Origin of the sequence: Nostoc sp. MS1, assembly GCF_019976755.1 — a bacterium.
GTDB lineage: Bacteria > Cyanobacteriota > Cyanobacteriia > Cyanobacteriales > Nostocaceae > Trichormus.
The window spans coordinates 120,501-133,944 of record NZ_AP023443.1; the positions used below are offsets into that span (position 1 = coordinate 120,501).

Here is a 13,444-nt window from a genome sequence, read left to right on the forward strand (position 1 = left end):
TATTTAAATTACCTGAGCTAAGTATTCTCGCAACTGTTGTGCTAAAACTCGCACATGGGGTTGAGCCAAAATACTGTAATGATTACCAGATATAGTCTGGATTGTTAGCTGTTGGGCAAACTTATGCCAACCCCAGCTAGCATCGCCAAAATCATCAAAATCTGCTGAAAATACTTCTTGCGGACGGATTAGCACTATTGGCTGTGCATAAACCTTTGGTTGATAGTTCCACATAGCGCGTGTGTTAGCTTTAAAAATCTCTAGCAGACGTTGCATTTGTGTTACCTCAATATCTGATGGCAAAATATCGGCTTTAATTGCTTGTTCTAAAAGGTAATGCAATCCTGCTTCTGATTTGAGATTTTGGATTTCATCGGGTAATAGTGTGAAATTTTTACCAACTAATCCGCTTAAATCTCTAGCAAACCATGTCAAGAGTGTAGCATCATCTAGGTTAGGTACAGAAGTAGGTACACGACTATCTAGCAAAACTAATGCGCTAACTTCCTGCTGCTGTTGATGCAATTGCTGCGCCATTTCATAAGCTACCAGCCCGCCCATTGACCAACCTCCTAATAAATAAGGCCCTTGAGGCTGGATAGTCTGCAACTCTTGGATATAATGAGCAGCCATATCTTCAACCCTAGTGTAAGGCGGCTGTTCGCCATTGAGACCTACAGATTGCAAACCATAAAATGGTTTCTCACTTCCTAAATTACGGGCTAAGTCTACGTAGCACAGCACATTTCCGCCGACTGGGTGGACGAAAAACAAAGGTCTTTGAGAAGTACCAGGCTGAATTTCTACCAAAGATGACCAGCGCTGGGTTGTTTGTTGGCGTAAAACATTAGCTAAATGTTCGACACTAGGCCCTTGCAAAAGTGTTGATAATGAAAGTTCTTGTTGATATAGCTTATGAACTTTAGCCATCAGACGCACAGCTAAAAGAGAATTACCTCCTAACTCAAAGAAATTGTCTCGAATACCTACAGGATGGACATTTAGTAATTCTTCCCAAATTTGTGCTAATTGCAATTGCAGTGCATCAGCAGGTGCGACAAAATTACTTTGTCTTTCAGTTACCCTTTCAGGATTTGGTAGTGCTTTGCGGTCTACTTTACCATTAGGAGTCAATGGAAAAGTTTCCAAGACAATAAAAGCAGTTGGAATCATGTACTCTGGCAACTTATGTCCGAGAAAGTTTCGTAGCTCATTCACATCTGCAATCAAACTTTGCTCGGTACGGACATAAGCGACTAAACGCTTGCTACTATGAACTTCACCAACTGCTGTTACAAATACATCACGTATAGCTGGGTGTTGTCTAAGTGCGCTTTCAATTTCTCCTAACTCAATGCGGTAGCCTTGAACCTTAACTTGAAAGTCTTCTCTACCCAGAAATTCAATGTTGCCATCAGGAAGATAACGCCCAATATCGCCTGTTCTGTACAAACGTTTTCCTGTCTGAGGATGAACAATAAATTGAGCATTGGTTTTTTTCTCATCTCGCCAATAACCTTTTGCCAAGCCAATACCTTCTAGATAGAGATTACCGACTACCCAATCTGGGCATGGTGCTAAATTGTCATTGAGAATGTGAGTGCGCTGATTGGTCATAGGTTTGCCATATAGAATGCTGGGTTGTGTAGGATCAACCGTCGTAATGGGATAACAAACAGACCAGATAGAAGCTTCTGTAGCTCCTCCTAAACTAATCACCTGCACTCCGGCAAATAAAGACTTAATTTGATCTGGTAATGTAACTCCAATCCAATCACCACTTAAAAGCACTAGGCGTAGGGAACAGGCTGATAAATCATAGCTAGAGGCATAATCAACCAACATCTGCATCAAGGCGGGTACAGAATTCCAGATTGTGATTTTTTCTTCTATTAGCAATTGAGTCCAATGGGCAGGATTTTTGAGCGCATCGGCATCAGGAAGAATTATTGTACCGCCAGCAGCCAGAGTACCAAAGATGTCATATACTGACAAGTCAAAACTTAAGGAAGATAAAGCCAGCACTCGATCCTCAGACCCTACGCCGAAGTGTTTGTTGACATCACAAATTGTGTTGACAGCACCACGATGATCGACCATCACACCTTTGGGTAAACCTGTGGAGCCTGATGTAAAGATAACATAGGCTAAATCTTCTGGTTGCTGAATCAGTTCTAAGGGCTGATCATCTATATTTTCTATATCCTCTCTATCGACGCACAGTAGTTGGATATTTTCAGTCCATTGTATTTTGTCCTTGAGCCAGGATTGTGTCAATACTAAGCCGACTTCACTTTGGGCAATTAGATATTGAAGGCGCTCTTGGGGTAGGGCTGGATCGATTGGTAAGTAAGCGGCTCCAGATTGCAGGACTCCTAAAACGGCAACAACTTGCTCCCAACCTTTCTGCATCACAACTGCCACCAGTACATTAGGACGAGTGCCTAACTGTCTCAGCCAACGTCCTATTTGATGAGAGTAACGATATAATTCCTGATAAGTTAAGGTCTTGTTGGCTGCCACAACTGCTGCTTGCTGCGATCGCTCGGCTACTTGTTCTGCAAATAAAGTATGCAGCATTGCCTTTGCTATCGGTGCATCAGTACTGTTAACAGCAATTCTTTGTTCTAACTGTCTGGCTGGTAGGAGTTGAAATGACTGTTCTTGCCATGCCTCGTCTTCATCAGCTAAACGCTGGAGAAGATGAGTATAAGCACTAAACATATCATCTATCATTCCTTCTGGAAATATTTCTTCTACTACATCCCAGTTACATAGCAGCGCTCCATTTTGTTCGTAGACCTCATGGTCAATCTGCACTTGGGGTGTTTGCAAAGCATTGCAAATTAATTTACCTGACAGTGGTACTGCGATCGCTTCGTTACCTTGAGGCTGCAAATTCAAACTGCTAGTAAATACTATTGGCATCGCCGCTTTGGAAGTCTTGGTTTCTATGCGACTTTGTTCGCGTAATACTTGTATCCCACTAACATCACTATGTTCTAAATCAGTAAATAACTGACTTTGCAGACGTTTAGCTCTAGTGGCAAAAGCAGCAGATTGGGAATAATTTACTTCTAACAAAATGGTAGAGCTAAAATTACCGATCAAATCATCAACTTGAGGATGTAAAGGTAGACGATTAAAAAACAGGATGTTAAGAGTAAAATGGCGCGTTTTGCTCCAAGTAGCCAACACCTCACAATAAACTGCACACAGGGCATTTGTCGGTGTCAAACCTAAGCGAGTAGCTTTAGCTTTAAACCGTTGCCAACTTTCTGGTGCTAATTTTCCAGTCCGGCGGATAAATTTTGACTGTGATACTAAAGCAAGATTTTTCGCCAAAGGTAATTCTGGCGCAGGCGGTAAAGTAGACAGACGATTTTTCCAATATGCTAAAGAGTTTTGATAAGTCTTGGAATTTTGAAATTTATTCAGGGCTAATACATAGTCTCGATAAGAAATCTCCAAAGTAGGAAGATAAATATCAAGATTCTGATATAGCTGGCAAAATTCTTGGGTAGCAATACCGTCAGATATGCCATCTAAAATCATCAAACTAACGCTGAAATGAACGCGAAAACATCGTTCATCAAGTCGATGAACTGTAATTTCAAATAAAGGCCATTTGTCAGTGCTAGGGCCGTGCTGAATCATACGCTGTCGTACCGATTCTAAACAGGCTGTAACTACTTCTGGCTCCTGACCTCGCAAATCAACGACCTCTATTTGATAATCTGGGACTTGCTCTAGAATTTGCTGTTGTCCATCTGGCGAAATCACTGCCCGCAGCATATCATGTCGCTCAATCAACCTCTGTAAAACTCGCTGACATCGGTTAATATCTAAATCGTAAACTTCATATTCATCATAAGTATGCGCTCGCAAATTTCCTAGTTCAAAAACACTACTCTGCCCCAACCAATAAGCTTGCTGAATATCTGTCAGAGGAAAAGGCAGATGTCGCTGCTCTGGCACTGGTATAACTTTCCATGCAGAAAAGTCATCGTTTGCCGTTGTGATTTCTTGATTTATAGTGTGAGCGACATCTGCAATCATATCAGTAGCAGTAGTAGTGGTTTTATTTATACTTCCAGAGTGTTGTTTATGATTGAGTAACTCACGAGAAGTTAAAAAAAAACCGCCTGTTCGCATATCTTCGACACTCTGCTTCACAGCTTGAATCACATAATCAATATCTTCATCAGTGTGAGCAGTTGACAAGAACAAGTTGCGACCTTCCCAAATATAAATTCCTTTCTCAATCATGTGATAGTGGAACAAATCTAGTTCCAAATTCAGGTCGGACAACTGATCTGCGGAAAGGGAACCCAGAGAATTCTGTACAAGCGCAAAGCGGAAGAGAGAACCACAATAAAGAACTTGAATTGGCACTTGCTGTTGTTGGAAGTAAGCATTAATTTGAGTAGCTAATTTTGCAGTACGCTGATTCAAGTTTTGTTGTAAAGTAGGGCCTTGCTGTTTAAGATACTTGAGAACCGCTCTAGCAGTAGCCGTAGTCAAGGGATTTTTATTAAAGGTTCCACCGTAGAAAATAGTTCCAGGACGAGGACGTGATTGATCGCCATAATTCCATGCGCCACCATCCATACTATCCATATACTTAGCTCTGCCAGCAACGATACCAATCGGCATCCCTCCACCTACAACTTTACCGTAAGTAGCTATATCTGCATTGATACCGTACCATGCTTGAGCACCACCAAGATGAAGGCGGAAGCCTGTAATTACTTCATCAAAAATCAGTATGATATTTTGAGCTTTGGTCAGTTCTCTTAAATTTTGTAAGAATTCTTGCGGCTGTACATCTGGATGATCGCTTTGTACTGGCTCAACAATAACAGCCGCTAATTCTTGGGCATTTTCTCGAATTAATTCTAGGGATTGGAGATCGCCATATTTCAGAATTAATGTATCCTCAGCTAAAGATTGCGGAATGCCAGTCAAGGGTAACGCCGCAGGTTTGCCATCTTCTGTTTGCGATAAAACTAGTAAAGACCCATCATATTGGCCATGATAAGAGCCAGAAAAGAAAGCAATTTTTGAGCGACCTGTAACACCACGCGCCAAGCGCAACGCAATCATTACTGCTTCTGTACCTGTATTACAGAATGCAACTCTATCCATCCCTGTCAGTTCAGAGATGAGTTCAGCTACCTCACCTGCCCATCTCGACTGTGGCCCGATTTGGATGCCTTCTTTAATTTGCTCTGCTACAGCTTCCATTATGAAAGATGGAGAATGCCCAAATAAGTGTACTCCAAATCCCATTGACAGGTCGATATACTCGTTGCCGTCCAAATCCCAGATTTTCGAGCCTTGAGAACCTTTACCGACGATGGGATAAATAATCTCTTTTGTCAATGGACGGAATCTAGCAGCTGCTCTTCTATCTGCTAATACAGGATGATAAGTTTGTTTTTCTTTTTTAGAACTAGGAGTGCGTTTGGTGTAGCGAGCAATAAAGGAATTTAAATAAAATTGCTGCTGAGAAGTTAATTCATTTCCACGTCCTAAAGAATTAGTAGATGCAGAAGACGCAGAGAGTTTACCGTTAGATTGAACAGGAATAACTGTTGGTTGGGATGAAGTTGTTTTAATAACAGAGGTTTGTGGAGTTTGATTGGCAGAAACATCAGTAGTTTTTGCAGATGGCAGCTGGGGCTGAGATGATGTGAATTCAATTGGTGTGGTAGTTGTTTGATATAACTGTTTTGGTAACGCAATTTCACTACGTAACAGTTCAATTTGTTGGGACATCACTTGTAATTGCTGCCCAATAATTCCTGTGAGCGGTGATTCGGATAATGAGCGGCTTACTTGATTTTGTGCTGCTGCATTAAAGCTCACCGTTACGGGTTGTATTGGTTGATGTTGTTGAACTGGCTGTTGCACAGTTTGCGAAAATTGATTAATAGTTTCAAACTGAGATGTTTCAGTTTTTTCAATAATTTTTAACTCTGGTTGATTGGTAATTTCTCCGCCCCATGAAGCTGGTAAATGTTGCTCAAGATATGTGATTAAACTATCTACAGTTTGTAAATCTTCAAAAAATTGACGGATTTCTACTTTAATCCCAAAGGTTTTTTCTAAACTCCGAACAGCTTCTAAAAGGCTAATTGAATCAGCACCCAGGTCTAAAAAATTGACATGAACATTTAGTTCATTAAGATTATCTATATGTAACCAACGCCCTATTAGAGGTAGTAAAACAGAGATAATTTTTTCTCTTTTAACAAAACTGTTTGTGCCATTTGATATATCACTTGATACATCAATTACGTTAATATGAGATTTATTCATTGTTAATGGTGGATTCATGGTTTTAACAGATTCTATCCAGTAACGTTTGCGCTGAAAGGGATAAGTTGGTAAATGAATTTTGGAACGCTGGTAGCTTTGATGAAAGCTCGTCCAATCTATTTCTAAGCCATTTGTGTATAATCTACCAAGGCTATTTAAGATTAACCACCAGTCGTCTTGCTCTTTTTGCATTGAAGACAACCAAGTGGCATTTTCTGTGGTCAAACAGCGTTTACCCATTGATGACAGAACAGGATGAGGCCCTATTTCTAAAAATAGATCGTAATCTTGCTCAATCAGGGTTTGGATACCGCCTGCAAATTGGACAGCTTTTCTGGTGTGGTGTCGCCAATAAATAGCCTCGATAGTTTCTTCTGGTGTGAGAATTTTGCCTGTGAGGTTGGAGACAAGAGGAATACGCGGGTGATGATATTGAACTTGACTAGCTAATTGCTCGAATTGATCGAGCATGGGGTTGATCAATGGCGAGTGGAAGGCATGAGATACTTGCAAAGAGCGAGATTCTATTCCTTCAGCTTGTAACTGTTGAATTACTGATTCTACAGAGTTTTGTTCGCCGGAAATTACTGTATGTTGAGGGCCGTTAACAGCTGCAATGCTAACTTGAGATTGATAGGGAAGAATCGCTTGTTGGACTTGCTCTTGTGTTGCAAATATAGCTGCCATCATACCTATTGGTGGTAGAGCTTGCATGAGCCGTCCACGTTCAGCTATGAGTTTTAATCCGTCTTCTAGGCTGAAGACTCCTGCTACACAGGCTGCTACATACTCGCCTATGCTGTGTCCCATGACTATATTGGGAGAGATACCCCATGATCGCCACATTTGGGCGAGTGCATATTCTAGAGCAAATAGCGCAGGTTGAGTATAAGCTGTCTGGTTGATTAAGTCCGTGTCTGTGAATGCGAATAAAACTGATAACAGGGATTTTTCGAGATAAGGTTGCAGCAGGCGATCGCATTCTTCTAAAGTTTTGCGGAATACAGGTTGAGTATCGTATAGTTGCCGCCCCATATTGGCATATTGCGATCCTTGTCCGGTAAATAGAAAAGCAATTTTCCGATGTTGTTTACTGCGAACAGAACCACTGGCTAAACCGATAGGTGTTTGACCTTGACAAAAAGTGTCCAACCGTTGCGTTAATTGCTCAGTTGAGGCAGCTGTTAATGCCAGACGATGCTCGAAATGAGAGCGTCCTGTACTAGCTGTAAAGCAGACATCTGCTAAGGAAACTGACGGATGAGATGCCCAAAAATCTAAATAGCACTTGGCTAAATCTTGCAGTGCTTTCTCACTTTTCGCTGATAGAGTCAGCAGATGCAACGTACTATCAACAACAGCTTCTTTTGGCTCAACTTTAGGTGCGCCTGCTAACACTACATGAGCATTAGTGCCGCCAAAACTAAAAGAACTAACGCCTGCAACTGCCATATTGGTTGTTTCTGTCCAAGGTTCTAAAGTTGTTGGCACACGTAACGGCAAATTCTTAAAAGGAATATACGGATTAGGTTGTTGGAAATGTAGGCTAGGGGGAATTTGACGATGATAAAGTGAGAGCGCAACTTTGATTAAACCTGCAATACCAGCTGCTGCTTCCAAGTGTCCAATATTAGTTTTAACCGAACCAACCAGACAATCATTCCCAGCAGTACGGCCTTGTGCAAGTACTTTACCAAGAGCCTTCATTTCTATTGGGTCTCCTAGTTGTGTACCTGTACCATGAGCCTCTATATATTGCACTTGATAGGGAGAAATCCCAGCTTGCCGATAAGCCTCTTTTAATAGTGCTTCTTGCGCCCAAGGATTTGGTGCAGTTAAGCCATTGCTGCGTCCATCTTGATTAACTGCACTACCTTTAATAACGGCATAGATTGAATCACCATCAGCTATAGCTTGGGAAAGAGGTTTGAGTAAGACAACACCAGCACCCTCGCTGCGAACATATCCATTGGCCCGACTGTCAAACGCTTTACAACGCCCGTCAGGAGCCATAAAGCCTGCTTTACCAAAGCTAATTGCAACCCAAGGCGATAAAATAATTCGCACTCCTCCTGCCAAAGCTAGGCTCGATTCTCCATTCCAAATACTTTGGCAGGCTAGGTGAACTGCAACCAGAGAAGAGGAACAAGCTGTATCAATTCCTAGACTAGGGCCAGTGAAATCAAACAAATAGGAAATCCGGTTAGCTGCAATACAGTTGGTGTTACCTGTCCCAACATAGGCATCCATGTTTTGTGCTGGATTATTCATCAATAGCGTGTAGTAATCAAAGCCATTGATACCCATAAACACACCAGTTTTTGTCCCGGCTAGATGCTCTGGTTTTTGTCCAGCATCTTCTAAAGCTTCCCAAGCTAATTCCAGTAACAGGCGTTGCTGTGGGTCAATACTGACAGCTTCTCTCGGAAAAATCTTGAAAAATTGTGGATCAAATTGATCTAAATCTTCCAAGAACCCACCCCAACGACTATTTACTGGTGTTTCCCCATCCTCTGCGTAAACAGCATTTGCATCCCAGCGTTCTGGTGGTATTTCAGTAATCGCATCTATACCTTCTTGCAACAACTGCCAAAAAGCTTGTTTATTTTTAGCTTTGGGAAAACGACAAGCTATACCAATAATTGCAATTGGTTCCTTATCCATGTTGCTCATCCTTAAAATGACTTTAATTCCCGAAGCTAACTGGGAGCTTCTTTAACCCTCGCAAAAAGACGTTTTCTCGCCACTCTAGTTTGTTGGTTTCAAGCCTTAGATTGGGTAGTTTTTGCACAAGCGTATTAATAGCAATTTGACCTTGAGTTCTTGCTAAAGCAGCCCCCATACAATAATGAATGCCATCTCCAAAAGCGAAATGGTTGTTATTAGTACGGGTAATATCAAGTTGGTCAGGATTGTCATACTGAGCAGGATCTCGATTTGCGGCTCCAAGAATTAGAAAAACTGGTGGGCCTTTTTTAATTAATTTTCCACCAATTTCTATATTTTCAATAGCTGTTCTGCCACTGATTTGTAAAGGACTTTCGTATCTTAGTAATTCTTCAACTGCACTTTGGATGAGTGAAGGATTTTGCCGCAATTTTTCTAGTTGATCTGGGTGACGTAGTAAAGATACTACTCCGTTGCCAATTAAATTTACTGTGGTTTCTTCACCACTAGCAAATAACAACATACACGTCACTAACAATTCTTCTTCACTCAGCTTATCTTGTTCATCTCTAGCTTGAATTAGCGCACTTATCAAATCATTCTCAGGTTTTTGCCGTCGTTTAGCAATTAGCCTTGTCAAATACTCTCTAAACTCTACGATTGATTGGGTAAGTTGTTGAGATACATCTGACGCTTTCATAGGGTCAAAAATATAGCCCAACCAATGAGACCACTGTTTCAGTTGGTAACGATTTTCAACAGGTATGCCTAAAATCTGAGAGATGACAGTGACTGGTAAAGGTTTGGCGAAATCAGCAATGATATCTAGATCGCCTTTTTCTTCTATCTGCTTGATTAAGTCGTTGACAATTTCTTGAATGCGTGGACGCATTTCTTCAACTACACGCGTATTGAAGACTTTACCGATGAGCCTTCTTAATCTGGTGTGATCGGGAGGATCGCGAAAGAACAAAATATCACTGATGAAATCAGCTACAAGAGAACTACCTTGTTGACGCTGGGAATAGCTGGAAATTTCTGATGGTTTAGAGCTAAGACGAGGATCGCGTAAAGCTTTAGCTACATCTCCATAGCTAGTAATTATCCAAGCTCCGATCGCACTTAAATGAACAGGATCTTCAGTTTGTAGTTGGCGATAAGTTGGATAAGGATTGATATAAAAATCAGGCAAGAAAGGGTTAAATTTTATTTTTGCTGCCCCTGAATTATTAGCTTTACTAGGAGTAGCAGTTTTGCCATTTTGATGAATAATTTGCGTCATTCTGACTCTCTCCTTAAGAACATACTTGAGTGGATGCTGGCAATAAATTGCATCTTTCTACTAAGTGCTTGGTCAGAGATTCAATATTAGAGTATTCCCAAAAAAGAGTTGGTTCTAGCTCAAACTCTAGCCAATCCATCAATTGACCAACGGTATTGACTGCTATTGCTGAATCCATACCGTAGTAGGCAAAGGATTCTTGAATGTCTATTTCATTAGCTGGTATTTTCAATTCTAAAGATAAATGAGAAATTAACCAAGCTTGAATTTTTTCTTCTGTGATGATGCTTGACTGATTGGTAGAAGTGTTGTTTTCAACTTTAGTTTCAGTTTCTTGTACGGAGTTTTGAACTTTTTTCCAAATATATTCTATATCTGTTTGTAGCTGAATTAAATCAATTTCTTGCGGTTTAGCCATCCATTGCTCAATGACATTCAAGTTGTTATTCAAAAAACCAGCCCGGCAAGCATGACGTTGAATTTTTCCACTAGATGTTTTTGGAATGCTGGCAGGTTTAAGCAGTAACACTGCATATACTTGCAAATCGTGCTGTTCTGATACGGCTTTACGAATTGCGCCAACTACCTCATCTACATTCAACTGACGTAAAGAAGTCCTTTCTACTTCTTGTGCTATTACTAGTCTTTCAACTCCATCTACTTCAACAGCAAAAGCCGCACCACAACTACTCCGAAGTACTGGATGACTTTGTTCTACTGTCAATTCAATATCTTGAGGATAATGGTTTGTACCTCGGATGATGATCAGGTCTTTTAACCTTCCTGTGACAAATAGTTCGCTACCTTGTAAGAAGCCTAAATCTCCTGTACGTAAAAACGGGCCTTCTTTTGTATCTGCTGTGAAGGCTTGGAATGTTTGTTGTGTCTGTTCAGGTTGGTTCCAATAACCCTGAGCTACACTAGGGCTGGAAAACCAAATTTCGCCTATTTGCTCAGGAGTACATTGAGTTAAGCTTTCTGGGTCAACGATAATTACTTTTTGGTCTAACGAGACTTTGCCACAACCAACAATTTTTGTAGATTCTTTTTCATCACTTACACTGTCTATAACCTGATTTCGCCTTAAGGCTGTTTCTTGAACTTTACGCACAACAGGGAAAGCTGTTTTCAAACCACCTGATACTAATAAAGTTGTCTCAGCCATTCCATAGCAGGGATAGAATGCTTGTTTACGAAAACCACAATCAGCAAAGGTATGAGCAAACTGTTCTAATGTCTCGGCTCGCACTGGTTCTGAACCATTAAAAGCTAATTGCCAGCTGCTCAAATCAAGGTTGGCTCGTTGTTCTGGGGTAACTTTACGAACACATAAGTCATAAGCAAAGTTGGGGCCGCCACTGGTAGTTGCTTTGTAGCGAGTAATAGTCTCTAGCCATCTTACAGGTTTCATTAAGAAAGCCTCTGGAGACATCAGAATACTTGGCATTCCCAGGTATAGAGGCTGCAATAAATTACCTACGAGTCCCATATCGTGGAATAAAGGTAGCCACCCAACAATCACTTCCTCTGCAAAGTGTCCAAAGGCTTGTTGGATCATTTGCTCGTTATGGAGTAAGTTTCCGTGGCTTACCATCACTCCTTTTGGTGTACCTGTAGAGCCTGAAGTATATTGCAAGAAAGCCAAGGTATTTTCGTTTAAGGATGGTTCTTGCCATGAATGTGCTTGATCTAGTGCTATGCTATCTGTAGCAATTAGCGGTAGCTTTGCTAGTTCTGAATTCTCGCTGAATTGATTTTGGATATTTACTAGCAATTTTTTAGTAGTGAGAATAAGCGATGCTTGTGCATTTGTGGCGATCGCTACTAATCTAGACATCTTCTGGTTGCGTTTAGGAGGATAAGCTGGAACCGCTATAACTCCTGCATATAGGCATCCAAAAAAGGCAGAAACAAATTCTAAGCCAGATGGATATAGTAGTAAAATCCGAGAGCCAGTAGGGACAAGAGATTGTAAATAAGCAGCAATAGCACGTGCTTGTAAGTCTAGGTCTTGATATGTTAAAACCGATTGTTCAGCTTCGCCATCTTCTAGAAAAGTAAAAGCTATTTTTTGGCGCTGATTTTGGCTTCTAACATTCAAAACATCTACCAATGTAGTGTATTGAGCATTCTTAAATAGATCTACCATTTGTGCCAATCCTACTAAACTAATTGAGCTAAATTTGCAAAAAATTATTTGCATAGATTAAAACTATCCATTAAAACTTTCTAATTTTATAGAAAATATAAAGTTAGAAAGTTTTAAGAATAAATTTTTATTATTAATCTGTATACAAATAAACACAGGCAAAAATTAGAATTAATTAAGAGTTTTGCCTAGCAACATTTTTATCAGTATTAGTTATTCAAACCGCTAATTTATGAATTGATTAAATTAACAGTTATTTTCATGTACTTTTAGTTTTTTCAAAAACAAGTGTCCTCCTGCATTTAGTTAACTTTAAAACTAAAGATATTTATTCTGAAATTGAGGACACAGAATAAGCAACAAAATTTACTTTGTCATTAATAGCATAGTTACAAGAATAAAACTAGTACAGACTACTATGCAACTAAATAACCTATGCTTATTTGATTGAGATACAGCACCAAAAACCTGTCTAAGATGTACAAAATTAGGATTTATATTTGTACTTCTTCTCTAGAAAACCATAAGTAATAAAGATTAAAACTACACATTGATTTGCACAGCTACTAACCTTACACTTGGAATCACTTAGCATCATAGTAGCAGCGTCAGATGATTTACGATAGTACTTGATCATAATAAAACGTAATGAAGAAGATAAAAAAATAATAAAATTCCAAATATTATGTATTCTTACAATTTGTTTAAACCAATTAAATACAGTAAACTGACTAGTTTACTGTATTTATAGAATACTATTTTAAAAGTTAATACCAATTCACAATTCGCAATTAATAAATCCTGCCTTAGCAAGGGTTTTTGGGTTTGTATCTGTATCAAAATTTTAGTGAATTGGTATAAGCATAATATTTAAGAATTAACTACTATAAACCGACTAGTTTATAGTAGTTAATGGCATTGTTATATGAGTAAGGAAAATGGAATATTTTACCTATCGCTTATGTTTTCTGCCCATCCTCAACTGAATGGTGAAGACGGAGACCTAGTATAACCCTGCTAGA

General features: G+C 39.9%; 3 protein-coding genes. All 3 read right to left on the reverse strand.

The window, feature by feature from the left end; genetic code table 11:
- Window positions 1–3: 3 nt before the first annotated feature.
- Genes NSMS1_RS32935 through NSMS1_RS32945 form a run of 3 tightly spaced genes read right to left on the reverse strand, consistent with a single transcriptional unit; the run spans window position 4 to window position 12,422 of the window.
- Window positions 4–8,988, reverse strand: a complete 8,985-nt coding sequence (locus NSMS1_RS32935; protein WP_224095940.1) for a non-ribosomal peptide synthetase/type I polyketide synthase — start codon at window positions 8,986–8,988, stop codon at window positions 4–6.
- A gap of 22 nt (window positions 8,989–9,010) precedes the next feature.
- Window positions 9,011–10,273, reverse strand: coding sequence for a cytochrome P450 (locus NSMS1_RS32940; RefSeq protein WP_224095941.1), 1,263 nt, complete (start codon window positions 10,271–10,273; stop codon window positions 9,011–9,013).
- A gap of 13 nt (window positions 10,274–10,286) precedes the next feature.
- Complete coding sequence (locus NSMS1_RS32945) at window positions 10,287–12,422, reverse strand: AMP-binding protein (RefSeq protein WP_224095942.1); 2,136 nt, start codon at window positions 12,420–12,422, stop codon at window positions 10,287–10,289.
- Between the last annotated feature and the right edge of the window lie 1,022 nt (window positions 12,423–13,444).

Excerpts from the sequence above, each read along its gene's own strand:
- NSMS1_RS32935 (WP_224095940.1), bottom strand. The coding sequence starts at position 8,988 with ATGGATAAGGAACCAATTGCAATTATTGGTATAGCTTGTCGTTTTCCC.
- NSMS1_RS32940 (WP_224095941.1), bottom strand. The coding sequence starts at position 10,273 with ATGACGCAAATTATTCATCAAAATGGCAAAACTGCTACTCCTAGTAAA.
- NSMS1_RS32945 (WP_224095942.1), bottom strand. The coding sequence starts at position 12,422 with ATGGTAGATCTATTTAAGAATGCTCAATACACTACATTGGTAGATGTT.